The sequence below is a fragment of the Zunongwangia sp. HGR-M22 genome (genome assembly GCF_027594425.1).
In the GTDB taxonomy this organism is placed as follows: Bacteria; Bacteroidota; Bacteroidia; order Flavobacteriales; family Flavobacteriaceae; genus Zunongwangia.
The window spans coordinates 1,494,408-1,520,625 of record NZ_CP115159.1 but is presented as its reverse complement, the minus strand read 5'-3'; the positions used below and the strand labels follow the sequence as shown (position 1 = coordinate 1,520,625).

General features: G+C 33.6%; 21 protein-coding genes. 9 read left to right on the top strand and 12 right to left on the bottom strand.

What is annotated here, in order from left to right; all coding sequences use genetic code 11:
• The first annotated feature begins 238 nt into the window (after window positions 1-238).
• Window positions 239-970, top strand: coding sequence for a tyrosine-protein phosphatase (locus PBT91_RS06660; protein WP_270060997.1), 732 nt, complete (start codon window positions 239-241; stop codon window positions 968-970).
• On the opposite strand, the gene PBT91_RS06655 is transcribed toward PBT91_RS06660, so the two are convergent.
• From PBT91_RS06655 to PBT91_RS06630, 6 genes are read right to left on the bottom strand one after another with little or no spacing between them, the layout of a single operon-like run.
• Complete coding sequence (locus PBT91_RS06655; RefSeq protein ID WP_270060996.1) at window positions 967-2,283, bottom strand: polysaccharide biosynthesis protein; 1,317 nt, start codon at window positions 2,281-2,283, stop codon at window positions 967-969. The two genes, PBT91_RS06660 and PBT91_RS06655, sit on opposite strands and share 4 nt — an antisense overlap.
• Window positions 2,276-3,415, bottom strand: a complete 1,140-nt coding sequence (locus tag PBT91_RS06650; protein ID WP_270060995.1) for a DegT/DnrJ/EryC1/StrS family aminotransferase — start codon at window positions 3,413-3,415, stop codon at window positions 2,276-2,278. The genes PBT91_RS06655 and PBT91_RS06650 overlap by 8 nt, the downstream gene beginning before the upstream one ends.
• Window positions 3,416-3,442: 27 nt before the next feature.
• Window positions 3,443-4,039, bottom strand: coding sequence for a sugar transferase (locus PBT91_RS06645; protein ID WP_270060994.1), 597 nt, complete (start codon window positions 4,037-4,039; stop codon window positions 3,443-3,445).
• Window positions 4,040-4,090: 51 nt separating this feature from the next.
• Entirely contained in the window at window positions 4,091-5,371 is a 1,281-nt protein-coding gene (locus PBT91_RS06640; protein ID WP_270060993.1) for a nucleotide sugar dehydrogenase, read from the bottom strand.
• Window positions 5,372-6,373 (bottom strand): SDR family oxidoreductase, encoded by a 1,002-nt coding sequence (locus PBT91_RS06635; protein ID WP_270061437.1) that lies wholly within the window; start codon window positions 6,371-6,373, stop codon window positions 5,372-5,374.
• Window positions 6,374-6,378: 5 nt separating this feature from the next.
• Window positions 6,379-7,398 (bottom strand): LacI family DNA-binding transcriptional regulator, encoded by a 1,020-nt coding sequence (locus PBT91_RS06630; RefSeq protein ID WP_270060992.1) that lies wholly within the window; start codon window positions 7,396-7,398, stop codon window positions 6,379-6,381.
• A gap of 399 nt (window positions 7,399-7,797) precedes the next feature.
• Here PBT91_RS06630 and PBT91_RS06625 point away from each other — a divergent pair, with 399 nt between their 5' ends.
• The 4 genes from PBT91_RS06625 (at window position 7,798) to PBT91_RS06610 (ending at window position 9,891) form a co-directional block, all read left to right on the top strand.
• Entirely contained in the window at window positions 7,798-7,932 is a 135-nt protein-coding gene (locus tag PBT91_RS06625) for a hypothetical protein (protein ID WP_270060991.1), read from the top strand.
• Window positions 7,933-8,050: 118 nt separating this feature from the next.
• Window positions 8,051-8,371: a phosphoribosylpyrophosphate synthetase gene (locus tag PBT91_RS06620; protein ID WP_270060990.1), complete on the top strand. Its 321-nt coding sequence runs from the start codon at window positions 8,051-8,053 to the stop codon at window positions 8,369-8,371.
• A gap of 99 nt (window positions 8,372-8,470) precedes the next feature.
• On the top strand, window positions 8,471-8,971 hold the full coding sequence (locus tag PBT91_RS06615) for a Dps family protein (RefSeq protein ID WP_270060989.1): 501 nt from the start codon (window positions 8,471-8,473) through the stop codon (window positions 8,969-8,971).
• Between the two features lie 11 nt (window positions 8,972-8,982).
• The gene (locus PBT91_RS06610) at window positions 8,983-9,891 is read left to right on the top strand and encodes a mechanosensitive ion channel family protein (protein ID WP_270060988.1); all 909 of its coding nucleotides are present in this window, start codon (window positions 8,983-8,985) and stop codon (window positions 9,889-9,891) included.
• 67 nt (window positions 9,892-9,958) lie between these two features.
• Here the strand turns inward: PBT91_RS06610 and PBT91_RS06605 are convergent, their stop codons facing one another.
• Together PBT91_RS06605 and PBT91_RS06600 are read right to left on the bottom strand one after the other, a co-directional pair.
• Window positions 9,959-12,730: an outer membrane beta-barrel protein gene (locus tag PBT91_RS06605; protein ID WP_270060987.1), complete on the bottom strand. Its 2,772-nt coding sequence runs from the start codon at window positions 12,728-12,730 to the stop codon at window positions 9,959-9,961.
• Between the two features lie 195 nt (window positions 12,731-12,925).
• Window positions 12,926-16,645, bottom strand: a complete 3,720-nt coding sequence (locus tag PBT91_RS06600; RefSeq protein ID WP_270060986.1) for a metallophosphoesterase — start codon at window positions 16,643-16,645, stop codon at window positions 12,926-12,928.
• Between the two features lie 56 nt (window positions 16,646-16,701).
• On the opposite strand from PBT91_RS06600, the gene PBT91_RS06595 reads away from it, so the two are divergent.
• The gene (locus PBT91_RS06595; protein ID WP_270060985.1) at window positions 16,702-17,886 is read left to right on the top strand and encodes a Pycsar system effector family protein; all 1,185 of its coding nucleotides are present in this window, start codon (window positions 16,702-16,704) and stop codon (window positions 17,884-17,886) included.
• Window positions 17,887-17,906: 20 nt separating this feature from the next.
• On the opposite strand, the gene PBT91_RS06590 is transcribed toward PBT91_RS06595, so the two are convergent.
• A complete protein-coding gene (locus tag PBT91_RS06590) occupies window positions 17,907-20,273 on the bottom strand; it encodes a GAF domain-containing protein (RefSeq protein WP_270060984.1) in 2,367 nt (788 codons plus the stop codon).
• Between the two features lie 117 nt (window positions 20,274-20,390).
• Here PBT91_RS06590 and PBT91_RS06585 point away from each other — a divergent pair, with 117 nt between their 5' ends.
• Window positions 20,391-21,518 carry a redoxin domain-containing protein gene (locus tag PBT91_RS06585; RefSeq protein ID WP_270060983.1) on the top strand — a complete coding sequence of 376 codons (1,128 nt, stop codon included), beginning with the start codon at window positions 20,391-20,393 and terminating at the stop codon, window positions 21,516-21,518.
• 76 nt (window positions 21,519-21,594) lie between these two features.
• On the opposite strand, the gene PBT91_RS06580 is transcribed toward PBT91_RS06585, so the two are convergent.
• Window positions 21,595-22,272 carry an SIMPL domain-containing protein gene (locus tag PBT91_RS06580; RefSeq protein ID WP_270060982.1) on the bottom strand — a complete coding sequence of 226 codons (678 nt, stop codon included), beginning with the start codon at window positions 22,270-22,272 and terminating at the stop codon, window positions 21,595-21,597.
• 51 nt (window positions 22,273-22,323) lie between these two features.
• Complete coding sequence (locus PBT91_RS06575) at window positions 22,324-22,971, bottom strand: rhomboid family intramembrane serine protease (protein WP_270060981.1); 648 nt, start codon at window positions 22,969-22,971, stop codon at window positions 22,324-22,326.
• 52 nt (window positions 22,972-23,023) lie between these two features.
• On the opposite strand from PBT91_RS06575, the gene PBT91_RS06570 reads away from it, so the two are divergent.
• Window positions 23,024-23,926: a lysophospholipid acyltransferase family protein gene (locus tag PBT91_RS06570; RefSeq protein ID WP_270060980.1), complete on the top strand. Its 903-nt coding sequence runs from the start codon at window positions 23,024-23,026 to the stop codon at window positions 23,924-23,926.
• Between the two features lie 314 nt (window positions 23,927-24,240).
• Window positions 24,241-24,705 (top strand): hypothetical protein, encoded by a 465-nt coding sequence (locus PBT91_RS06565; RefSeq protein WP_270060979.1) that lies wholly within the window; start codon window positions 24,241-24,243, stop codon window positions 24,703-24,705.
• Between the two features lie 61 nt (window positions 24,706-24,766).
• Here PBT91_RS06565 and glmM read toward each other — a convergent pair whose 3' ends face one another.
• Window positions 24,767-26,152, bottom strand: coding sequence for a phosphoglucosamine mutase (gene glmM / locus PBT91_RS06560; protein WP_270060978.1), 1,386 nt, complete (start codon window positions 26,150-26,152; stop codon window positions 24,767-24,769).
• Window positions 26,153-26,218 lie beyond the last annotated feature (66 nt).

Below are 26,218 nucleotides of genomic sequence, written 5' to 3'. Positions count from 1 at the left end.
GCAATAAAACCAAAAAGAAGTATATGTAAGCTTGACGAAGTGTTCATAATTTCAAAGTACCTGCATTCATCATTCATCAATTAATAGAATTACCAAATTAGTATTTTTTAAGTTAAAATGATGAAATTTTACTATAAATAAAAATAAAGTGATCATGACATTAAAAATCGAAAAATTGGAGTTTTTATTACTTGGCGGTGTGCCAAAAACACACTAATTTTCGAAAAAAGTAATTTAGATGTTTTCATTCTTTTCGAAGAAATATTTTTTTGTGGATTTGCTAGAAGGTTTTACCGACTTTCATAACCATATCCTACCAGGAATCGATGATGGTTCTCCCGATGTTGAAACAAGCCTTCAGTTACTACAAAAATTTGGAGAGTTTGGAGTTACAAGCTTTGTACACACCCCGCACGTGATGAATGACTATCATCCCAATACTCCAAAAACCATTAATGCTGCATTGGCAGAATTACAAGCTGCCCAAGCAGCGCATATTAAAAATTCAGCAGCTGCAGAATATATGATGGATCAATCCTTAATGGAAAAACTTGATGATGAAGAACTCCTAAAAATTTCAGGAAACTTCAGCCTGGTTGAGATGTCGTTTTTACAAGCCCCCATTAACCTAAAAGAAATCATCTTTAAACTTCAAAATAAAGGTCACGTATTAATACTTGCCCATCCAGAGCGCTATGGATTTAATCATTCCGCAGATCTAAAAAAATATATAGATCTTAAAAATCGTGGCTGCTATTTTCAATTGAATATGCTTTCGCTTTCTGAACACTACGGAAAAGGAATCCAAAAAATGGCCTTTAAACTTCTCGAAAATCAAATGATCGATTATATAAGTAGTGATACACACCGAATGGAACATCTAGAAAAACTTCAAAACATCAAATTAAAATCGAAAGAAATAGAAATGCTAAAACCGATTATAGAAAAAAGTAAAGAGCTTTTTGCCTAAAGTTTATAGTCTTCTATAATCGTTTTTTTTTCCTCTGGCGAGATTTTATCACTCAGCAACACGCTAAGCTGTTCCATAAAATCGTCATTGATCTCGGTATTTTCCAGAATTAAAAAATTACCATTTCGTTGAATCTCTTTCTCATTTTCAGCAAGTAATTGTTCTTGCTTCTTTTCGCCCCGCTTTAATTCTGTCCGCAAAATATCGGCAGATCGATTATACAACTTAAGATTTGCAAGTGTGTTTAACGAAACTGCTTGTTCATTCTCGGAAATGAAAATTTTACCAGAACTTTCACTTTCCAAAATAAAATCGGTAAGCTTAAATACCTCCTGAAGCGTAAAAAAGTATCGTGAAGCATTGCCATCGGTTAGATTTATAGCATTTTTCCACTCAATCTGCTTCTGCCAAACCGGTAAAACCGAGCCAGTGCTTCCCAAAACATTCCCAAACCGAATCGTTTTAAAAGCTGTCTTCTCTCCCATTTGCGAAAACCAGAAACATAATCTTTCTGCCCAAAGTTTGCTTTTTCCCATAACAGATTTTGGCTCTACCGCTTTATCTGTCGACAGTAAAATACATTGCTCTGCTTTATAAGTTTCGGCTAGATAAAACAAAATATAAGCGCCAGCAATATTATTTTTTATCGCTTCTTCAATCTCATTTTCCAATAAACTAACATGTTTATAAGCTGCTGCATGAATCACAATTTCTGGTTCAAATTCTTCGAATATAGAAGTCATTTTTTGCCGGTTGGTAACATCGGCTAAAAAACATCGAATATTGGCACTAGGGTATAAAAAACCAATTTCTTCTTTTAGAAAAAACAAGGCCGACTCACTCTGATCTAAAATTATAATTTCTGAAAACGAATCTGAATAATATTTTACCAAAGCTGAACCGATATACCCGGCACCACCAGTAATCAATAACTTTTTATTTTTCTGCGGAAATTTACTCGGACGTACCTTTTCGATTTTATAAAGATCCTGAAGCTCAAATTCTTTAAAATTGAAATCGTTTAGATTTTCCTGAAGAGCAATCGTAAAAAGATCTGCTTTTGCTCTAATGGCATTATCTAAAAAACTAGCTTTAGTTCCAAAATCAGATTTATAATTCTCTTCAACATAAATTACAGAACAGTTATTTTCTTGAAACTCAAAATTCAAAAAATCTTCAGAATAAAGCTGATATTTATCGAAATTTAAAATGTTCGATTTTGGCCATTTTCGGTGAATAAATTCAGAAACTTCCTGAAATTTGGAAGCTTCTCCTATTAAAATAATTTGCTCTTTTAGATCTGGTTTAAGCATGTTTTACAGCCGCTAATAGTTCGGTTTTTATAAATTGAAGATCTGCTTTAGTCATCGCAGTTCCTGAGGGCAAACATAAGCCATTTTCAAAGATTTTCTCCGCAACCTCGCTCCCATAGAAATCAAATTCAGCAAAAACAGGTTGGGTATGCAAAGGTTTCCAGATACGCCGACTTTCGATATTTTTCTTAGCCAATTTTTTCATCAGGTCTATAACCGAAATTGGAGATTTTTCAGGATTAATTTGAAGAATCGTCAACCAATGATTACTAAAAAATTCTTCCGAAGCTTCTTTAAATACTTTAAAACCTTCAACTTTATTCAGAAAAGAACTATAAAATTGCTGAATTTCTTGTTTCTTTTTTACGCGCTCTTCCAAAACATCTAATTGTGACAAACCAATTGCTGCCAACACGTTACTCATCCTATAATTGTAACCAACTTCCTTGTGAAGGTAAAAATCTTCATCTTCTTTAGACTGCGTTGCCCAAAAAATAGCTTTATTTTTCTGAATTTTATTACTACAAATCAGCGCACCACCAGCCGAAGTAGTAATTATTTTATTACCATTGAAAGAGTAAATCGCTAAATCCCCATAGCTACCGCAAGGTTTGTTTCTATAATAACTTCCCATAGCTTCAGCAGCATCTTCGATAATAGGTATTTCATATTGAGCCGAAATTCGATGAATTTCATCTACTTTATAGGGCATTCCGTAGATATGGACCGCGATTATTGCTTTGGGCTTCTTTCTTTTTTTGATCTGGTCTTTTATAGCTTCTTCCAGAAAATCTGGCGAAAGATTGTAGGTTTCCTTTTCGCTATCTACAAAAACCGGTAGCGCACCTTGATACAAAACCGGGTTTACCGAAGCGGCAAAACTTAAACTTTGGCAAATTACCACATCTCCTTCTCCAATATTCAATAATTTTAAAGCTAAGTGTAAAGCTGAAGTTGCTGAGTTGGTTGCAACAACTTGATGACCTTCAGTTTCTAAAAATGAAGAAATTCGAGCTTCGAATTCGGCAATCTGGGGACCAACCGGTGCGATCCAGTTTTCCTGAAAAACCTGTTGTATTTTTTGCAATTCGTTACCACTTAAATGCGGCGGTGAAAGCCATATTTTTTTCATCTACGACTCATTTTTAGGAATTATAGCTTATTCTGCGTTTTTTTCAGGAATAACATTCTCAAAATTTAAAGCATCGTAACCATTAGAGCTCAGTAATGTTTTCAGCAAAATTTTAAAATCCAACCAAAAACTCTGGTTTTCGATATAATAATTATCTAGTCGATATTTTTGTGGCCATTTCAATGAATTTCGGCCAGTGATTTGTGCTAAACCGGTGATTCCGGGCAACACACGATGCCGATCACGTTGTAATTCATTTTCTAGATCGATGTAATAAACCGGCAAAGGTCTTGGGCCAATAAAGCTCATCTCTAATTTAAGAATATTAAAAAGTTGCGGAATTTCATCTAAACCAGATTGTCTTAAAATTCGGCCTAAAGGAGTAACGCGAAGATCTTCTTTTAAAAGTTTCCCTTCAAAATCCGTTTTATCGTTCATCGTTTTGAACTTGTAAATCCTAAAACTGCAAGCATCCTTCCCTACCCGATCCTGAATAAAAAATGGATTGAAACCATCGAAAATTAATATGAGTAAAATAATTATTAGAAAGACAGGAAGAAATAATACGATTGTAAACAACGCAAAAATAAAGTCGGCAGTGCTTTTTACGTATTTACGATACATATTGAAAATCCGTTTAAATTAAAGCAGAATTTGTCTAATTTTAGATAAAATTTACAATTTTTTATCGGCTTTTTCGCCTAAAACACCTTTTACATCGTAAATTACAGCATTTTCAGTTTTCAATTCGGTTAAATCTATTTCCAAAAATTTCTGATGTGCTACAGCTAAGATCAAAGCGTCGAATTTTGCATCTGGTTTTTGATCGAGTGTTTTCACGCCGTACTCATATAAAACTTCTTCAGGGTTCGCTAAAGGATCATAAACCGACACGTTTACTCCATATTCAATTAAATTTCGATAGACGTCGATCACTCGTGTATTGCGCACATCTGGGCAGTTTTCTTTGAAAGTAAATCCTAAAATTAGAATATTGGAATCTTTAACTTTAAGATCATTTTTCAGCATTAATTTTACCATTTCTGCCGCAACATATTGGCCCATACTATCATTCATACGTCTACCGGCAAGAATAATCTCTGGATGATATCCCACTGCCTGTGCTTTTTGCGCTAAATAGTAAGGATCTACACCAATACAGTGACCACCAACCAAACCTGGGGTAAACGGAATAAAATTCCATTTTGTTCCCGCAGCTTCTAAAACCGCTCTGGTATCAATTTCAAGAATATTAAAAATTTTTGCCAACTCATTTACAAAAGCGATATTAATATCCCGTTGCGAGTTTTCTATAACCTTCGCAGCTTCAGCAACTTTTATTGAAGGCGCCAGATGCGTTCCTGCTGTAATTACCGAGGCATATAGGTTATTTATTTCTTCAGCAATAACTGAAGTTGAACCCGAAGTTACTTTTAAAATTTTATCTACAGTATGCTTTTTATCTCCTGGATTAATACGCTCTGGCGAATAGCCGACAAAAAAATCTTTGTTGAATGTGAGTCCGCTTATCTTTTCTAAAACCGGCACACATTCTTCTTCTGTAGCGCCTGGATAAACTGTACTTTCGTAAACTACAATATCTCCCTCCTGTATCACTTTCCCAACTGTTTCACTGCTTTTATATAATGGCGTAAGATCTGGTTTGTTATTTCTGTCTACTGGAGTTGGCACAGTGATAATGTAGAAATTACAAGATTCCAGATCACTTAAATTATTTGTGCAGAATAGTCCGTTTTCTTCTGAATTTTCTTCTTTTAAAACAGCTTTTAGAATTTTATTTTCAACCTCAAGCGTTTTGTCTTCGCCGTGATTTAGCTCACTTATGCGAGATTGATTAATATCAAAACCTACAACAGCGTATTTTGTAGCAAAAAGTCGCGCTAAGGGCAGCCCTACATATCCAAGACCAATTACAGCTATTTTCTTTTTAGTCATTTACTTTAAGTTATTCCAATACCAGGAAACGGCTTCAGTTAAACCTTCTTTTACTGAAAAATTAGGCCGATATCCAAGTAGCTCTTTTGCCTTTTCTATTGAAGCCTGAGAATGTGGCACATCACCTTGACGTGCGGGACCATATTCAGCAGAAATCTTTGAAATTTCAGGATCAAATTTAGCTAATTCTAATTGCAATATATCAAGAAGTTCATTAAGATCGGTTCTTCCTCCACAAGCGACATTATAAACCTGATTAACGGCTTTTGGATTGTCGGTGGTAACTGCAAGAAGATTCATTTGAATCACGTTATCTATATAGGTAAAATCCCTGGAGAAACTTCCATCGCCATTGATCGTTGGCGATTTATGATCCATTAGTTTTTTTACAAACTTCGGAATTACCGCAGCATACGCACCGTTGGGATCCTGATTTCTACCGAAAACATTAAAATAACGTAAACCAATATTTTCTAAGCCATACGTTTTCTGAAACACATCAGCATAAAGTTCGTTTACATATTTAGTAATAGCATATGGTGACAAAGGTTTCCCTATATTATCTTCTATTTTTGGCAAATCTGAAGCATCACCATAAGTAGATGAACTTGCTGCGTAGATAAATCTTTTTACTTTATTTTCTTTCGCAGCGACCAACATATTTAAGAATCCACTTACATTGACCTCGTTGGTTGTTTGCGGATCTTTAATTGAACGTGGCACCGAGCCCAAAGCAGCCTGATGCAAAACATAATCGATATTTTCGCAGGCTTTTTTGCATGCTTCTGAATCTCGAATATCTGCTTCTATTAGACTAAAATTAGGATGATCTTCAAAACGTTGTAAATTTTGTCTTTTTCCGGTAGAAAAATTGTCCAGACAAGTTACTTCAGCATTAAAATCTAGAAGTGTTTTGCAAAGGTTTGATCCAATAAAACCAGCTCCTCCGGTAACAAGAATTTTACTGGAGGAAAGCTTTGCTGTTTTATTTTCGTCTATAATTTTTTTCACTTATCAGAATCAAAATCGGTAGATTCTAAATGCATCAATTTAGTTTTGATAATTTTCTCGGTGGTTTTATTCAATTCTGCTTCTCCTTTTAATCGTTTTCCTAGAAGTTTCATTGCTCCTTTACCAATCTTACGTGGATTCTGCTCTATATAGCTGATTGACGGAGTTAGGTATTTAGTAATTTCTTCATTTAGAAATCCTACAACTTTTAAATCCTCAGGAATACGGATATTATGTTCGTGAGCGTAACGATAAACTTTCATCGTACTTTCGGTATCACAACATAGCACAGCCTGAACACGATCTTCAATAAGAATTTCGCGAATTCTTTCATCTAAAAATTCTCTACGAGTAGAAGCAGCTATATGTTCTTTCATGCTTGGTAACAAAGCTTCCTGATAACCACGAATCCTTTCCTTACCATTTACCAAATGCAGTATTGTTGAAACAACACCAATCTTTTTTAGTCCTTTTTTGATAAGTTTATTAGTTACCTTTTTAAAGCTTTCGGCATCATCTACACCAACTTTATCCACCGGCATATCGTAATTAATACGATCGTATAAAACTACAGGAATATCGTAATCGATTAGCTGATAGATATGATCAAAAGCACGCTTACGCTGAGTTTCTTCGGCTATAGAAAGTAAAACACCATCAACAAAACCAGACGTTAGATGATCTATAATTTGTACTTCTCTATCATAAGATTCGTTAGAAATATAGGTAATTACCTGCAAACCTTCTTCCTGTGCTCTAGCTTCGATACCAGAAAGTACTTTTGCAAAGAACACATTGGCAATATTTGGAATGATCACACCAATGGTGCCGCTTCTACTGCTTTTTAAATTAACAGCTACAGGGTTAGGACGATAATTATGAAGTTTCGCCAACTCCTTTACGCGCTCTACAGTTTTCTGACTGATTTCAGGACTGTCATTAAGTGCCTTCGATACAGTAGAAACTGAAACGTTTAGCAATTTAGAAAGCTCTTTTAAGGTGATCTTGTTTTTCATACCTCCAACCTAAGTTTAAATCTGGTTTACATTCAAAGAAAAGCATTTTTAACTTTGAAAGAAAATTAATTCGACGAGATGTAACTCGTCATAATTTTTTCTAAGTGTGCAAAGATAGCTTATCCAAGTCACAAACCCAACCCCCTATTTTTATTAATATTGGTGTTTATAATTATCTATCTAAAGCATTTCAGAATATTACTAGGGGGCATTATTTTTAATTACACATATTATAACATATAGCCCCCTAAAAAATCTTAGATTCAATGAATAAAATCAGAAATTTTAGAATGATAGCTTCAAACCATTTTTAAAGAATTTTGAGTTAATTTGCTGAAATAAATAGCTTATCGGCAATAAATAATGCTTAAAAAATAGCTTATACAAACAATTTTCTAAATGAAAATCCCAAAGTCTTATTGGTTTTATATTATCGCTGCCATCATCACAATTGTTGGTATTGTAACGGGGTGGTATTTCTTTTTTCTACTTGTTATTCCGTTTGGTTTATTTGGTAGAAATAAAGATGAATAATACAAGTTCTAAAGGAATCGCCAAATCAAGTTAAACTTATACTAAACACCCTGAATGGCTTGGAAATAAAGGATTCTCGACGTAATTTAACATTTGAAATAAATTGAAAATAAAGAAAATGAAAGATTACGGAACCCTGTCTCAGGCAATTAATAAATTAAAATTAGAAGAAGGTTACGAACATGATTTTAACCTTTTGGACGAACATTTAGAACTTAAATCTGAAAAAGAAAAATTTGCTGCTCACGAATTTGATGTAGACAAAGTTTTACGATTTGAAGGAATGAGTAATCCAGACGATAATTCAATTTTATACGCGATAACTACAGAAAGTGGTCGCAAAGGTATATTAGTTGATGGTTATGGGATTTCTAGCGGTCAGCTTTCAGAAGAAATGAGCAAAAAATTAGATCTTAAAGAAAACCGACCAATAAAATAAATTTATAATCGTATTTGGTTTAACTTCTACAATTAGAATTTTGATCGAATAAACTATTGTAAATTTGTATCGAAATAAGAAAAACTATAAATAAAAATTATGAACTATTTAGGATTAGACAAGGAAAAAACAGCCGTTACAGTTGATGAGCTTAATATTCTGTTGGCTGACTACCATCTATATTATCAAAAACTTAGAAATTTTCATTGGAACGTAATCGGTAAAAATTTCTTCGATTTACATGAAAAATTTGAAGAAATGTACGATGATGCAAAACTTAAAGTTGATGAGATTGCCGAACGTATTCTAACGCTACGATTTCAGCCTACAAGTAATTTAAGTGATTACTTAAAAATGTCGAATCTAGAAGAATCGATATCTGAACTTACAGATTACGACATGATCGAACAGCTAATTAATGATCATGGTGTTTTGCTAAAACAAATGCGTAAGGTTGTTAAAAGTGCAGATGCTGCTGGTGATGAAGGAACTATCGATCTAATTGGTGCTTATATAAGAGAACTTGAAAAAACAAGTTGGATGTTAGATGCATGGAAGATGAAAACAACAGAAACTCACAAAGCTATAGCAGCGGAATAATCCTTAAGTAAATGTTTGAAAGATTTGATTTCAAAAAATCTTTAGAATCTTTAGTTGAAAAACTAACTGGATGGCTTGACAGCCTTATCGTGAACCTGCCAAATATAATTTTGGCAGTTCTCGTTTTTATACTTTTTTGGTTTGTGGCAAAATGGGTGGGTAAGTTTGTAAATCGCCTATTAATAAAAAAAGTTAAGCAGGATTCTATAAGAGAAATTACCGTAAAAGTTTTAAAAGCGACCATTACGCTTGTTGGATTTTTTGTTGCATTAGGTCTTTTAAATCTTAATCAACTACTAACCTCTATTCTTGCCGGTGCCGGAGTTATTGGTTTGGCTGTCGGTTTAGCATTGCAAGGGCCGTTAAATAATAGCTTTTCTGGTGTTATATTAAGTTTTTTACCAGAATTACAGATTGGTGATTGGGTAGAGACCAACGGCTATGCTGGTAGCGTAATAGAAATTAATTTACGAAGCATTAAGATTAAGCAATCTGATAATAATTTTGTAATTATACCGAATACTAAGATCGTAAATGAATCTTTTAAGAATTTTAGTAGAACCGAACGCTCAAGAATATTCGTGGATTGCGGAGTGCATTATGATTCTGACCTAGAAATGGTACAGAAATTAACCGTAGATACCATAGCAGATTTATTTCCGCAAAACGGTCAGGAAGAAGTGGAATTTATGTATAATGAATTTGGTGATAGTTCGATTAACTTTACAGTGAGATTCTGGACCGACGCTAAAAAGAATTACGATATTTTAGTAGCTCAAAGTCGAGCTATTATAGGGATTAAGAAAGCTTTTGATGGTGAAGGTATTAATATTCCATTCCCAATTAGAACCATTGATTTTTCAAATAAACTAGATTTGAATCAGGCTCAAGAAAAATCTAGTAAGGATTCAGAAGATTAAAATTGATAAGATTTCTTTATAAAATCGGCTTTTGAAATTTCAGAAGCCGATTTTTATTTAACTCAACTTAGAAGAAAAAATTGGTTTCTCTAACTTCTCCTTTTTTACCCAAGGTATTAAACTTATAACTAAAACCTATCATGAAATATTGTTGTAAAACTGTACTTTGCACATCCTCTACAAAGTTTTCTGAAGTTTGACGTTCTGTATTTGTATTTTGATTTAAAAGATCAAAAGCTTTTAAACTAATATTTCCTTTATTATCTAGTATTGAATACGTTAATGTACTATTCCATAAGAACGTATTTTTCTGAAAAGCTTCCCCCACATTAGGATTATTAAAATAGCGAAAATCATTTTGCCACTCTAAATTTTTTGGCCAATTTGTAGTTGCTCTTAATCTCAATTCGTGCCGCGTAAACTCATAATCTTGTATGGCATTGATATCGAAATCGGTATTATTAAACCTCATGGTATATCCTGGTCGTAGTTCTAAGAAATCTCCAAGAGTATACGTTAAATTTAAAGTTGGGTTTAAAGCTGTGGTGTTGCTGTTATATATTTCATTATTTATAAAATTCACATTTCTTAGTAAGGTTCCATAGAATCCTAAACCAATTCTTAGGGAAGAAAGAGAATCAATTTGAACTTCTTTACTATAACTAATATTTCCTGATCCTCTATAAGCTCCGTCAACATTATCATAGGTTGTGGTTCTCACAAAATTATCATCTACGGTAGACCTTGAAACTACCTGATCGTTGGTATAACTATACATGACATACGCGTAAAATCCGCTTCGCGATTGAAAATCAAAATTATTATAATTTAAATAAAATTGTGTTTCGTTAGAAGGTTTTAAATCTGGATTACCTTGGATAATATTCAATGGATCTGAAACATCAACATAAGGTGATAATTGCCTAACTTGGGGGGCATTATTATTTCGTGAAACCGATGCGTAAATTCTCGTCTTCTGACTAAGCGAATAATTCATATTCAAATCAAATTCGATGGCATCAAAATCCTGAGAAAAATCAAAATTCCTTAAATTATCACGACTGGACAGTTCTCGTAAAATGTAGCCGACATCCATACCAAGATTAAGTTTCTCTGTATTCCAGTCTACGCCAAATTCAGGTCTGTAATATTCATTAATATTTTCAAAATCGGTACTTTGCTCTTCATTAAAATTGTCTAAATAAGAATCGCCACTTACATCATAAACATATTGTTTATCGTCTCTGGAATCATTTCCGTAGCCTGCTTCAGCATTAAGAAAAAGTTTATCCTTTAAAACCGGTATTCGATATTTTAAAGATGAACTAATATTTACATTATCCTGGTTTCCATCGGTCACTTGGTTTCTAAAAATGTCTTCTCCTTCATCGCCAAAAGTTTCTGCGGAAGTCATAATAAAGGATTCCGATTCATTTTTTTCAATATTTCCTTCAGTTAGCAGCGATAATGAAGATCCGTTTGCCCATTTTTTATTTATATTGAAGTTACCTCCAAAGGTTTGCCCATCACTAAATGTTTGGTTATCACTTTCAGACTGATTTACTAGTTCTCCGGCTTCATTATAGGTTTCAGAACTGCTCTCGTAATTATTTTCTGCTTTGGTAATGCTAAAGCTAGGACGAGCATCAATAAACCAGGTCGTATCTGGCTTTGTAGTAAACTTCATATTCGCCTGATGACGATCGGTATTTCCATCACTTCTAGAATAACTTTCTGTAAAAAACCGCTCATCTGGTAATATATTTTGGCGCTCTCGCTGCGTATTTTCGTAGTTATTTGATCCTGAATAAAAATAATCTGCGGAAATCTCTGAAGTTTCTCCCCAGGAATCTGCAAAATTTAAACCGCCAGTTCTGGAATTTATAATCCCACTTCCAAAACCGAAATTACGCCCGTTGATACTAAATGCCCCTGAACTAGAAACCATTAAACTGCCTCCGCCCCCAAACATTTTTTCAATCTCACCAAAACTAAATCCCGGCGAATTAATATTATTACCTCCACCAAGTGCACTTATTTGTAAATCATTATCAAAATAATTTACGAGCCCGGCATATTCAAATCGGTCGTCTGTTCCTCCACCGCCAGAAACTCTACCGAAGATTCCTTTATTTTTATCTTCGTCGATGGTTATATTGATGGTTTTATTCTCGCCATCACTATTTTCGCCAGTAAACGCATCTGAATCTGATTTCGAATCTGAAACCTGTATTTTACTGATCATCTCTTTGGTAAGATTTCTGGTTGCGATCGTAGGATCATCTCCACCAAAGAATGTTTTACCATTAACAAGTATTTTATTTACCGGCTTCCCATTCACTGTAATATTTCCTTCAGCATCAACCTCAACCCCCGGTAATTCTTTCAGCAAATCCTCAACAGTAGCATCTTTCTTCGTCTTAAATGATTCCGCATTAAATTCAAGCGTATCCTTTTTTATGGTTACAGGTGCTCGTCTTGCTTTTACTAAAACATCACCTAACGACTCTACCTGAAATTCTAAAGAAATAGGATCTAAATTTACTATTCTGCTTTCTTTTAAGCTAACCCGACTTTCATACGGTATATAACCAACAAAAGTGACATATAAATTTAGCTCTTTTAGAGATGTGATACCTTTTAGTTTAAAGGAACCATCTTTATCGCTGATCGTGTAGGTTACCAGCGTACTATCGCTAACAGCTTCGGCAAAAACTGTAGCCGCTTCTAATGGTTCAGCAGTTTCCTTATCTAATAATTTTCCTGAAATTTCGAATTTCTGAGCAGTTAATGATATACTGAAAAGTCCTATGGCCAGAACCATTAATTTTTTGAGCATGAGATGATTATTTTGATTGATGTCCTCTAAGAACTAAAAAAACAGTTATAAAATTGCATATAACTATTCTTTTAAATTTTATTTAACATTTTAGATGTTGCTTATTTTTAGATTTCATCTCTAAATCATCCAATATTAAACATAAAAAAACCTGCAAAAATGCAGGTTTTTCATTTTAAATAATGAAATATTTTTCTAGAATCTAAAGCCAAAACCAAAGCTCAATCGCCATCCTTCGTCACTTTTAAATAAGTGAACAGTTCCATTTACTGCTTCCGCGCTATTAATCCAAATACCGCCACCGTAGCTATCGTGCCATTCATTGCTATCTTCATTATCTGCCCAAACTCGACCAATATCATATCCTCCAAAAACTCCTATCTGAAATGGCAAAAATGACGTTTTAAATTTATTAAAGCTATAGCGTAAATCTCCACCTGTTGCAAATTTGCTTTTACCAGCAAAACGCTGTAATCGGTAACCTCTTAATCCAGAACCTCCTCCTAGAATTGCTGCTTGGTAAAATTCGTAATCGCTACCAATGTTTATTTGTGTTTGAACATGACTTTTTAAAACCAATTTTCTACTTCTAATTAATGAATTATAAAATTCTAAATAGGATTTAAAGTAACCATAATAACGGTCTGTATCTGAAGTGTTTAATTTACCGCCTAAATTTAGATCAAATTGCATTCCTCTAGTAGGGTTTAAAACATCATCATAACTTTCGTAACGATAAAGAGCATCAAGACCAGCAAAAAACTTTCTATCAAAAAACCCATCAGGATTTTCAGGAGTAAATTCATCTATAAAACGTCCTTCAGTATTATCTACTTCAACTGTTTCGAAACTTGCTTTGTAACTAAAATAACTTCCAAATGGTGTTTCGTTAACTAAACCAACATCACCACCAATTCGACTAATCTTAACTCGGTTAAAATCCAATGTTCTTTCATCATCGAGATTTACGGTTTCATTTCCGTAGCCAAAAAAGTTTCTTGCAAAATTAGGGCTTGTAAAATGAGCTCCTACCTGCAAATTATAATTTCCTATAATAGTAGCGAATCTTGCTTGATAATCTAGATCAAACCCATCTGTAGCAAAATAGAAACCGGCGTTTAATTCATGCTGAGATGTATATGGGTTACGCTTAAAATTGTTTATTGTATAAAGTGCTTTAAAACCAAGCTTTAAACCATCATCAGGATTATAACCTATTCCCGGAGTTATACTTGTAGATTTAAAAACTTTTTTATCCTTATCGTAAACATTTAAATCGTATTTATCGGTAAATCTAAAACGAGCATCTTTACCTTCTTCTATAGTATTTGGTTTAGATTTATAATCATAGATTTTAAGTTTTTTCTTATTTCTTATTCTATAAATATCATTATTCTGTCCTCCAATAATACGGGTGTAAATTAAGTGATCTCCTTCCCCGTCTACGGTTATTAAATCATCGTCATCAAGAGCATAAACCCAAATATCTTTTGTAAATTCTTTATCATAAACATAATCACTCACAATGTCTTTTCGCTCTCCTTTTTTATTACGGTAAACGGTTACTCTTGTTTTGCCTTCTGGCATTCTGGTAATGTCTATAAAATCATCTTTATCAGTACCTGTGATAATCGCTAATTTTGCGTAATAATCGTAGTATCGTTCGGCAATATCAACAATATTGTCTCTTCGCCCTTTTACCTTTTTTATAAGATTTTGAGTGATATCCCCCTGCGTTTCCGGCGGGAGCTTACTAAATGCATTTTCTATAACCTGATCGGTAATATTTTCCTGCACAAATCTTGCCTGAGCCAACCACGTATCTTTTCCGGTATTCTGAAGTATAGAACGATCTAAGCCAATTGCTGCAATATTAAACCACTCTATATTTGGTAATTTTTCATCGTAGACAGCGAATTGATTTGCCAAACCGACCAATGAGCGTAAAGTTCCAAAAAAAGCACCGTCAAAATTTGAGAAAACCTGATCCCGATCTCTGGGTATTGGTGTGAAAGTGTGATTACCTTCTTCATCTTCGTTCTCTGCCCATCGCCATTGATCTTGGTGTCGATCCCAATCTCCAACAAGCATATCAAAAATTCTAGCTTTAACGTAAGCGGGTTCATCTACTTTATATTTCTCATCTCTTCTAATTCGCTCAAACATATCTGCTGTGCTCACGATATCATGATTTGGAGTGCCAAAACTTTTGTTTTTCAACCAATGCTCTTCAGGCCGTTCTACAATCATATAAACATCATCACCATGATTTTCGTTCATGGCGCCAAGATTATCTTGCTTTGGCAAATAATAAATTTCAGGATTTGTATGTGCTAGACCAATAGCTTCAGACAAAGTTGGTATTGCTAAAAAAGCAAATGGATGTGCAGAGGTATAAAAGTCGCTTATAATATCTTCTGCCGCCGTATTTTGAAATTGCTTTTCTATAGGCTTGGTTTTATAAGCTACCGTTTGCAAAAATTGTACTGCATCCTTTCTTATTCTTCTAATATTATATTCTCTATCTAAAGAATCTTTAACCCGAATAGATACCGTTTGGTGACCACCACCTTCTAGCAATGGTGTTAATCCTCCATAAAGTGTATCCAAATCTGCTACTTTATAAGTAACATCGGTACCGTATAATTTCCGGTAGCGTTCTCCCCATAAAGTTTTATACAACCCACTAACATCGGTTTCTTCTTTGGAATATATACTTGTAGTTTCTGTTTTAGGGAAAGAATCTGGATAATCTGCTAATTCGTAAGGTTTAGGTGAAGCAAAAACTTCTTTTTGGTACATCAATTCAGGTTTATCATCTTTATTCCGATAGTAACTTACCCAAGAAGATCCGTCTTTAAAAACATCATAAACTGCAAATCCCTGAAGTGAAAAGGCAAATAAGCCGTCTGTTCCTAGCGCGACATAATTTTCCTTGGAACCAGATCCTGAAATTATTTGTTTTATTCCATCATGGTCAATATACTGAAGTGTATGCTCATGGCCAGAAACAAAAATTACTCTTTCTTTACCTTTTACCAGTGTTTGTAATCGATCTGAAAGTGATTTATAACGTTCGTTTTGTAAATCCTGAATAGATACTCCGCCGGTTGTCCTTATAAGCATAGCCAAAGATCCAAGAAGCGGAATTGGAATTTTATTTTGAGAAGGATATAAATGTCGATTAAAATTATATTGCCCACCATGAATACCGTTTGAAAATATTGGATGATGCAATGCAATAATCACTGTTTTATTCTGAGATTTTTTAAGTTCACTCTCAATTTCAGTAAATAAGGCTTCTCTAGTTTTTATTTGCTCGCAATTATCGTTTATTGTAGGGCTTTTGTCCCAATCCTCTAAATACCATTGCGAATCGATAATAATCATTTGTATATCTTCTGATATTTCTTTGATTTCTAAACCACAACCGGTACTGGGTGACCAATCTAAAGAATCACCATATTGCTCTATTAGATATTGCTCTTGTCGTTCCAAGCCTTCAACTCGTTCGCTATACCAATCATGATTACCTGGGATATAAATAACTTTACCATTATAATTTTCTACAGCATCAAGCTGTGCATCTAGTCGATATTCAGATTGTTCGCGTAAGGGATCATCTTTAGGAGGCATTCCCGCAGGATAAATATTATCACCTAAAAAGATAGCGTAATCGCCGCGTGTATCCCGTTCTTTAATAAACTCTTTAAAAACTATTAAAGCTTTAGAAGTTCCACCAGCGGGTGAATATCCACCATCACCTAAAAGATAAAAAGTCTTTTCAATTTCTTTATTTTCAGGATATTCGAAATTTGTAGTTGGTTCTCCCTTACGATATTTGGGATCTGAGCTTGTACAAGAAGCAACAAGCGTTAAAATTAATAAAAAACAGTAGTAGTTATTTCTTTTCATAAATGTTGTTACACAAATTTTCGTAATTTGGCCTCTGTTAAATAAGTAATTTATAGATGAACAACCTCTTAGATAAAGCTGATAAATATATCCTTGAACTGTTCAAGGAAAACCTTCCAAATACTTATCTATATCACAATTATAAGCATACTGAAAGGGTTGTTAAAAGTACAGAAGAATTAATTGAACATTCTGAAATTAATGTTAAACAAGAAGAAGCGCTAAAGCTGGCTGCCTGGTTTCACGACAGTGGTTATACTGAAGGTTATGATAAGCATGAAGAATCTAGTGTTAAAATAGCTAAGAACTTTCTTGAAGAAAATAACGCCACCCAGGAACTTATAGATATGGTTTCAAGGTATATTATGGCCACAAAATTTAGCCATAATCCTGAAGGAATTGGAGAAAAAATTATTCGTGATGCCGATTCTTCACATTTTGCAAAAGAATACTACGATGAAACCAGCGAACTTTTAAGACAGGAACTTCAATTACATAATCGTAAAAATTTCTCTTCCAGCGAATGGATCATGGAGAATATCAAAATGCTTACAGAGAAGCATACCTTTTATACAGATTATGCATTAAAAAATTGGAATCAGGCCAAAGAACAAAATCTTTTAAATCTCGTTGAAAAGCAGAATAAAAGAGAAAAAAAGTTAACTAAAGAAGAGCATAAAGCCCGTCTAAAAGCAAAATATAAAAACGATAACCCAGAACGTAGTATCCAAACTTTGTTTCGTGTAACGTTACGAAATCACATCAAACTTAGTGATATTGCAGATACAAAAGCGAATATTTTACTATCGGTAAATGCTATTATAATTTCATTAGCCATCTCTAATCTTATTCCAAAATTAGATGCGGTAAGCAATCGGCATTTACTAATTCCTACATTAGTATTGGTTCTTTTTAGTGTGGCTTCTATGATATTATCGATAATGTCTACACGTCCCAATGTTACCAGTGGCGAATTCACTAAAGAACAGGTTAAAAATCGTGATGTAAATCTTCTTTTCTTTGGAAATTTTCATAAAATGCCTTTCGATTTGTTCAAATGGGGAATTAATGAAATGATTCAGGATAAAGATTACGTTTACGAATCTTTGATGCTAGATTTACATCTTTTAGGTAAAGTACTTCATCGCAAATACTTATTGCTACGATTAACGTATACCGTTTTTATGCTAGGAATTATCGTATCTGTAATAGCTTTTGTGATTGCATTTTATTTAATGTAAGAGAAATAACATGGAAGAGTTTAATGCAACTCTTCCATAAGATTTTCGTAAGTTATAGAGTCTTGATGATCTTTTTTATCTGAAGTATATAGAACATTTACACGTATTGCTTTTAAACCAATCACTCCCTGAACATCTTCTAGCTCTAGTAATTCTAATTCGTCTCCTAAATAATCCTTTGCTTGTAAATACTTTACATATCTCAAATATTCGCGTTCATCAGATTTTTGAGAGTAAATAATTACAATCTTACCTTTTTGAGTAATTCGTTCTTCAGTTCCCTTAATGAATGCTTTATCAATTCGTTTTTTGATAATTTCGTAGCGTGCATTATAAGTGCCGTCGACATCAAATTTCTTTTCATCCATCCGGTACCTAATAGATAAAGTAGAATTATATACTAAAATTAGTGAAGCAGCATCTAAATGCATAGGTGTAGATTCTTGCAAATGATAGAATTTATTTTCCATTTCTACCATCGTCTTAATTTGCCACAATCTTAGATTATAAAGATAAACGGCATTAAAAGGTTTATTTTTGGTAAGCGATGCGCCGATATACATATTATGATCTACACCATCGGTTTTGTAACGTTCAAAATAATGAGGATAAATTTGCTGCGCTTCCGATTGTTTTTTATCTAAAAAACGAGACATGGTACGATTAATTTGTTGCACCGTGTCATCATAATTTTTACGGTGATTATACACAATACCTGTCTCAGGGTTTAGCAGTTCTTGATACTCGGCAACCATTCCGCGAATTTCTTCACTTTGTTTCTCTAAATGTTCCATTAATGGATTCACCTCTTTTTGCAAAAGACCAAATATTTTTTGCTCACTACTAGCATTTAGACTCTCTTCGATGTCTTCTCTAAAGTCTTTAATCCTGAACTTCACCTGTTCGTAAATAGGTAATTCTTCAATTTGATAAGCTTTATCAATAATATTAAGAATTACATCTAATTGATAAAGCAAATCTTTTTGAATAGCATCATTCCTAGCGTCACTACTTGCTACGATATCAATTTGCCCGTATAAAGGATAAACATCTTTAAAAACGATATCTTTAAAAGAAGCTAAACCGTCGCTATCGTAATCACTGATGAATTTACGTGCTTCCCGTTCAAAAATCCAGAGAACACTTGGGTGGATTGATGTACATTCGCTCTGGATTACAGCTTTTACACGATTTTCAAAATCATTTTTGTTCCGCTCTGATGCAGTGATGATATATGGCAAAATCTCATCAAGCTTCATTGCATTGATCCGATTTAATACATTTTTTCTATTGGCCACTAATTCTAATACTCCTACCAAATTGCCATTTTTTGATAATGGCGCCAAAATGCAGCTTTTAACATCGTTCGCGAGAAGATTTTTGGCTAACAAATTGTCATTTTCTTTAGCATAGATTTCCACATTAGGAATGCTAAATTTTTTATTCTTCTCAATAAGACTATTAAAACTTTGCTCGCAAATACCGGTTTTACAATCGCTGGATAGATCTTTATTCAGCATAAAACTTTTTGCGTTCATTTTAGTGACGCGTTCAAAAGTTTTTTCATCAATATTGTAACTCGTAAATCCTACACGTAGATCTGGAACTTTATAAATAGTTCTAAAAATACCTTGCAATTTTTCAAGCTCGTCTTTGCGTGTCGTTTTTTGGAAAAGTAAGGTTGTTTTCAATTCAGATATAGCATCTTCGATAGTTACATCTGTAAGGTTTACGATTATGAATCCCTTGAAAACCCAGCTACATGGAGGGAATTTCTCTTTCCAAAGATCAATATTATCCACATCCTGAAGTAATTCATCTACATCATCTTGTGTAATTTCTTTTGCTTCTTTTTTAGGATACAGTTCTACGAAGTCACCATTCAAACTCGCTCTATAATGCTTCTCTATTCCATTTTCATCTGGAATATCATAATATGGTGGTCTGGAAAAATCTAAATTAAAATCGTAATAATTATTTAGAATATTAATACAGGCATGAATGTATTTAGAATTCCCGTCGATTTCTCGCATTTCAGGCTTAAAATCTTCTCCTGCAGCCTCTATAATTTTTTTTAAACGATTAGAATGATTAAAAAGTAAATTATGATAAGGTATAGAAACTGCTTTAATTTCGTTATTACTCAAAACGCTGGGAAAAAGATCGTCAAGTAATATTTTAATTGGATCCCGATATTTTTTTAACTCCTCTATAGTATCAATTCCATCGACAAGGTTTGGATAATCCTTAATATAATTTAGCACACTTTCGATATAATTTTTGGCAATAGGATTTTCTTCAACTTCAAGCCGATCTTCGTATTGCTCTATTACTTTATGAAAGCTAACTTTTATATCTAAGGGAAAATCCTGTTTTTGATCCTTCATTCTTTATCGCGTCGTTTTCGGTAAATTATATTGGTTTTTAAATTACAAAACTTTTGCAATAATCACACCGCTTTCAATCACCAGTTCATTACTTTTGCACAAAATTAATATTTTATCATGCGAAAATTAATAGGAATAGCTAGTTTATTGGTTATACTAACCGGATGCGAAAAAGATAAGGGATATTCGATCTCAGGTAAGGCTGATGGTATCGAAAATGGAAAGAAAATTTATATTTCTGAATTAACAGATCTAAACCAACGTCCAGAAAGAATTGATTCTACTACCGTAAAAGACGGTAAGTTTGAAGCAGATCTTGCAGAAACCAAAAGTCCTAATTTAAGTTATCTAGAGGTTGAAGGTGTAAATGGTATGGTTCTTTTTATTTCTGAAAACGAAAATATCGATTTTACATTATATAAAGATAGCTTACAGACTTCTAAGAAACAAGGAGGTAAACAAAACGAGCTTCTTAATGAATATCTTGAAAACTTAAATAGCATAAATAAAGAGGTTAGTAATTTAAGAGTAGAGATGCGATCGGCTTATCAAAGTCAAGACTCTACGAAATTGGAAACCTTACAAGGTACACAACAAGAAATTATGGATAACGACAAGTTATTCAAAAAACAAATTATCAAAGAGAACAAAGATGCATTTGTATCTTTAATGGCGATAATGGATTTGTTAAGAATGCAGGGAGCTACTACTAAAGAGCTTAAAGAGATGTACAATTCTTTAAACGAAGAAATTAAAAACACGCCGCTTGGTAGTAAAGTTGGAGAACAATTAGAATCTATGACGGCTACAGAAATTGGTAGCAAAGCACCAGATTTTAGCGCTACTACTCCAGAAGGTGAAAATCTTGCATTACGTGATGTACTTGGTAAAGTTACAATCGTAGATTTTTGGGCATCATGGTGTAAGCCTTGCCGAAAAGAAAACCCTAATGTGGTTAAAGTTTACAATAAGTATCATGATAAAGGCTTAAATATTATTGCTGTGTCTTTAGATAAAGAAGAAGACAAAGATAAATGGTTACAAGCTATAAAAGATGATGGTCTTATTTGGAATCACGTATCTAACCTACAGGCCTGGAATGATCCTATTGCTAAAAAATACGGAGTTCGTGCTATCCCGGCAACTTTTATCTTGGATGAAAACGGAGTGATCGTAGATCGCGATGTTAGAGGTGAAGAAGCGCTAGACAAAAAAATAGAGGAGCTTTTGGCGAATGCTGAATAATTTCTTCGGAAATAATTATAAAAAAATCCCCGGCAAAACCGGGGATTTTTTTGTTCTACTAATTCTATATTCTTGATTAATATAATTGAAAACTTATCGTAACACTTACGCTAATTTCCATTTCACCAGGAGCGATAGTTTGTTGATCTGAACTCTGTGAAGACTTCATCTCTGCCATTCGCATTACTGGATAATTATTCTGACTACTTTCTGAAATCATTACCGCTTTACCAATTTCCTGATCTAATGGAGCCACAAGATCTTCAGCTTTTTGCTTTGCATCTAAAACCGCTTTTTTCCTGGCCTCCTTTTGATACTCTTCCATATTAGAGGAAGAGAAACTTACGCTATTAATTCGATTTAAGCCATTTTTAAGTAACCCCTGCATAATCTTCTCGTAGTTTTTTAAGTTTTCCAACTTAATAGAAATAGACTGGTTGGCTACATACGTTTCTTCTTTGGTATTATAATCAGTACGCTTATTAAGATTCACATATTCGGTCTGGATATTCTTTTCAGCAACACCTTGAGATTTTAAATATTTGAATATATTATTCGCTATCTCATCATTTTCCTTCTTAACATCTTCAGCATTTAATCCTTCTGTTTCTATTCTAGAACTTATAGTAACCTGATCGGGAACTACATTTACAGTACCTTCTCCATTTACATTAACTACATTTCTTTCGGCAGAATTTTGTGCGTTTACACCCATGCTGGTGATAACCGCCAGTAGTAGCACTAACTTTTTCATAAGATTGATTTTTTTTAGATTTATAGTAAGTATTTCAAATACGATACCAAACTATAATTTACCGGTACGATGAAGGATAAATAAAACAATGATTGGAATAGCTAAAAGTATAACCATCACAAGATGAGCCTCTAATACATAAGGAGCAAGAATTATTGTTGATAAATATCCTCCAACCGCTCCGCCAAAATGAGCATCATGACCAATACTATCTCGTCTACTCTTCATACCGTAAATAGTATAAAGCAAATAACCAATTCCAAATAAGTATGCAGGGATGGGTATAATAAAAAACAATCCTAGCATCATATCGGGATTTAGTAAGATTGCTGCATATAACACGCCCATTACTGCACCACTCGCCCCTACGGCGGTATAGTGATACTCATCCTTATGGAAATAAAGAGAAAGTAAATTGCCTAATATCAAACTCACTAAATACACAACAATAAAACCTGTGGTACCCAAATAATACATCACAGATTCTGCAAAAAAATAAAGCGTAAGCATATTCACAAATAAATGAGAATGATCTACATGTAAAAATCCCGAAGTAAATATTTGATATTTTTTACCACTTTTTATATCAGCAATATTGAATTTATATTTATGAAAAAATCCTGGATCATTAAATCCTTTAAAGGATATAATCACGTTAGCCGCGATAATGATAATGGTTACCAAGCTTAAATCTCCCATAGGTGTTGCAGTTTAGTTTCAAATATACCATATATTTGCTGAAAGTTTTTTTATGCAAGGATTAGTTTTCTGGCTGGCCTATCCTCTACTTTGGTTAATTTCTATTTTGCCATTTAGGCTATTCTATATTTTTTCAGATTTAATTTATGTTTTAGTGTATCATTTAATTGGTTACCGAAAAAAAACGGTCGTTAAAAACTTAAAAATCGCTTTTCCTGAAAAGTCTGAAAAAGAAAGAAACATCATCAAAAAGAAATTCTATCACCACATGTGCGATATGTTTCTAGAGATGATTAAAACGATGAATATTTCTGAAAAAGAAATTAAAAAACGTTTTGTATTTACCCATCCTGAAGAAATTGAAAATATTAATAAACTTGGCAAAGGTGTTTTAGTAATGTGCGGACATTATGCCAGTTACGAGTGGATGATTTCTATGGAAGTATACGGACTCAAATTAAAAGGTCACGGTATTTACAAAAGAATTAGAAATAAACGCTTTGATAAACTTATTAAAGACATTCGCGGAAAATTTAATACTGAAATGATCGAATCTCACCGTGTAGTGAGCACCATCGCGCGCCATCAAAAAAATGATCTAAAAGGAATTTACGGAATGATCGCCGATCAAACCCCAAAGCGCGCAAACTATAAATTCTGGACCGATTTTATGGGCGTTAAAGTTCCTTTCTTCACCGGATCTGAAAAACTAGCTAGAGATTTTGATATGCCGGTGTATTATCTTGAAGTCGAAAAAGTAAAACGAGGTTTCTATGAAGCCCGTTTAAAAAAGATTACCAATAATCCACAATCTGAACCTGAATTCTTTATCACTACTTCATTTCGTGATCGACTGGAAGCACAAATTAAAGCAAAACCCGAATATTACCTTTGGACGCATAAACGCTTTAAACATCGTAACGCGCCTATCCCAGAGAATGCTGTGGTGAAATAAATTCGAAATTACTGAAATAGTAGCATTAAATAACTTCCTTAGTTTTCATGCTCAGCAAAAAAAAGACATTCTTTATAACTTGTCAAAAATCAAGAGATTTAGCATAAGACGCTTAGTTAATTTTCAACCTATTTAACTCTTTTCAATAGTTTGCTTGCAGTATAAAAATACTTTTCACTGAAAACAGTGATAAATAATATGTTATAAAAAATGATTTTTGTGAACCGGTAATTTTTAAAATCAATCATTTTTTATGGATTTTAAATCTTTCCAAAAAAACTATTCTTAGAAACAAAAACATTAAAATTAAGATTATGAAAAACTTAATAGCCATTCTCTTTTTAGTTGTAAGCATTTCTGTTAGTGCACAAAAAAAGAACGATCCTACTGCTGAAGAAACACTAGACAGCATCCAGCTTACATTAAAAAAGAACCAAAAGATCCAGCAAACTTATTCACTAAGCCAAATTGATTATATACTGGATAGCTATAATAAATCGGAAGAATCTAATAAATTTAAGGTTCACTTTTCAGCTTCGTTAGAGCATCAAATCGATAAAACATTTTTAGATTGGCTTAAAGGAATCCCCGAAGAATGGTCTGGAAATTTAATTGTTTATCAAAACGGAAAAAAAGAACCTGTATTTACCTTAGATTTTGAACAATCTAAAATCTCTTCTTTTAGCCAAACCATAGATAAAGAAAGACCTCTAAATACAATTATTTATTTTGCTTCAATCCTAGAAGATGTGCAGATAAATGGCATCGATTTAGAATAAATGGCCACATCAAAAAAGCCGAAATTCAATAATTTCGGCTTTTATTCTTTTATGGGAAAAATTATGAGATTATTTTTTTAATCTCTTCGATCATTTGTTGTGCAAGTTCATCTGCTTTTTGTTGTGATTTTGCTTCGGTATAAATTCGAATAATAGGTTCTGTGTTCGATTTTCTTAGATGTACCCAGTTTTCAGGAAAATCGATTTTCACTCCGTCTAACGTGCTAATTTCTTCATCAGCATATTTCTCTTCCATCGATTTTAAAATGGCATCGACATCGATTTGCGGAGTCAGTTCAATTTTATTTTTGCTCATATAATACGCAGGATATTCAGCTCGCAGTTCAGAAACTTTTACGTTCTTTTCAGCTAAATGCGTTAAAAACAAGGCTACACCTACCAAACTATCACGCCCGTAATGCGCTTCAGGATAAATAATTCCGCCGTTTCCTTCTCCACCAATTACCGCATTACTTTCTTTCATTAAGGTGACCACATTTACTTCTCCAACAGCGCTGGCATTATAATTTCCGCCATGTTTTTGGGTAACGTCGCGTAAAGCTCTAGAGGACGATAAATTACTAACTGTATCACCCGGAGTTTTTCCCAGCACATAATCGGCACAGGCCACTAACGTATATTCTTCACCAAACATTTCTCCGGTTTCATCGACAAAGGCCAAACGATCCACATCGGGATCTACTACCACTCCAAAATCGGCATTTTCCGTTTTAACCAATTTGCAAATATCAGTAAGATGTTCTTTTAAAGGTTCTGGATTATGCGGAAAATGACCATTTGGTTCACAATATAATTCAACAACCTCAGCGCCTAATTTTTGTAGAAGTTTTGGGATAGCTATTCCTCCGGTCGAATTTACCGCATCTACAACCACTTTAAATTTTGCAGATTTTACCTTTTCAACATCTACCAACTTCAGTTTTAAAACTTCCTCGATATGTCGATCAATATAATCATCGATTTCAGTAATTTTTCCAAGATCATCTACTTCGGCAAAATTAAAATCATCACTCTCGGCGATTTCAAGAATCTTGGCTCCGTCTTCACCGCTTAAAAATTCACCTTTCCTATTCAGCAATTTTAATGCATTCCATTGTTTTGGATTGTGACTTGCAGTGAGGATAATTCCGCCATCTGCATTTTCTAAAGGCACCGCAACTTCAACTGTTGGTGTTGTAGACAAATCAATATCTATCACGTTTATTCCTAAGCCAATTAATGTATTTACCGTTAGTTGTTGGATCATACTCCCAGAAATTCTGGCGTCGCGACCAATAACGACCTTTAAATCTTTTTTATCTGAAGTCCATTTTAACCAGGTTCCGTAAGCGGCAGCAAACTTTACGGTATCGATAGGTGTTAAGTTATCACCAATTTTTCCACCAATAGTGCCACGTATTCCTGAAATAGATTTTATTAAGCTCATGTTATAAGTTTGTTTGTTTTACCCGGCTTTTTTAATGCCTTATTACAAATATAGCAGGATGCGACG

What these genes read in the sequence shown, in the direction of transcription:
- PBT91_RS06660 (WP_270060997.1), top strand. Translation starts at nt 239, where the DNA reads ATGTTTTCATTCTTTTCGAAGAAATATTTTTTTGTGGATTTGCTAGAA.
- PBT91_RS06655 (WP_270060996.1), bottom strand. Translation starts at nt 2,283, where the DNA reads ATGCTTAAACCAGATCTAAAAGAGCAAATTATTTTAATAGGAGAAGCT.
- PBT91_RS06650 (WP_270060995.1), bottom strand. Translation starts at nt 3,415, where the DNA reads ATGAAAAAAATATGGCTTTCACCGCCGCATTTAAGTGGTAACGAATTG.
- PBT91_RS06645 (WP_270060994.1), bottom strand. Translation starts at nt 4,039, where the DNA reads ATGTATCGTAAATACGTAAAAAGCACTGCCGACTTTATTTTTGCGTTG.
- PBT91_RS06640 (WP_270060993.1), bottom strand. Translation starts at nt 5,371, where the DNA reads ATGACTAAAAAGAAAATAGCTGTAATTGGTCTTGGATATGTAGGGCTG.
- PBT91_RS06630 (WP_270060992.1), bottom strand. Translation starts at nt 7,398, where the DNA reads ATGAAAAACAAGATCACCTTAAAAGAGCTTTCTAAATTGCTAAACGTT.
- PBT91_RS06625 (WP_270060991.1), top strand. Translation starts at nt 7,798, where the DNA reads ATGAAAATCCCAAAGTCTTATTGGTTTTATATTATCGCTGCCATCATC.
- PBT91_RS06620 (WP_270060990.1), top strand. Translation starts at nt 8,051, where the DNA reads ATGAAAGATTACGGAACCCTGTCTCAGGCAATTAATAAATTAAAATTA.
- PBT91_RS06615 (WP_270060989.1), top strand. Translation starts at nt 8,471, where the DNA reads ATGAACTATTTAGGATTAGACAAGGAAAAAACAGCCGTTACAGTTGAT.
- PBT91_RS06610 (WP_270060988.1), top strand. Translation starts at nt 8,983, where the DNA reads ATGTTTGAAAGATTTGATTTCAAAAAATCTTTAGAATCTTTAGTTGAA.
- PBT91_RS06605 (WP_270060987.1), bottom strand. Translation starts at nt 12,730, where the DNA reads ATGCTCAAAAAATTAATGGTTCTGGCCATAGGACTTTTCAGTATATCA.
- PBT91_RS06600 (WP_270060986.1), bottom strand. Translation starts at nt 16,645, where the DNA reads ATGAAAAGAAATAACTACTACTGTTTTTTATTAATTTTAACGCTTGTT.
- PBT91_RS06595 (WP_270060985.1), top strand. Translation starts at nt 16,702, where the DNA reads ATGAACAACCTCTTAGATAAAGCTGATAAATATATCCTTGAACTGTTC.
- PBT91_RS06590 (WP_270060984.1), bottom strand. Translation starts at nt 20,273, where the DNA reads ATGAAGGATCAAAAACAGGATTTTCCCTTAGATATAAAAGTTAGCTTT.
- PBT91_RS06585 (WP_270060983.1), top strand. Translation starts at nt 20,391, where the DNA reads ATGCGAAAATTAATAGGAATAGCTAGTTTATTGGTTATACTAACCGGA.
- PBT91_RS06580 (WP_270060982.1), bottom strand. Translation starts at nt 22,272, where the DNA reads ATGAAAAAGTTAGTGCTACTACTGGCGGTTATCACCAGCATGGGTGTA.
- PBT91_RS06575 (WP_270060981.1), bottom strand. Translation starts at nt 22,971, where the DNA reads ATGGGAGATTTAAGCTTGGTAACCATTATCATTATCGCGGCTAACGTG.
- PBT91_RS06570 (WP_270060980.1), top strand. Translation starts at nt 23,024, where the DNA reads ATGCAAGGATTAGTTTTCTGGCTGGCCTATCCTCTACTTTGGTTAATT.
- PBT91_RS06565 (WP_270060979.1), top strand. Translation starts at nt 24,241, where the DNA reads ATGAAAAACTTAATAGCCATTCTCTTTTTAGTTGTAAGCATTTCTGTT.
- glmM (WP_270060978.1), bottom strand. Translation starts at nt 26,152, where the DNA reads ATGAGCTTAATAAAATCTATTTCAGGAATACGTGGCACTATTGGTGGA.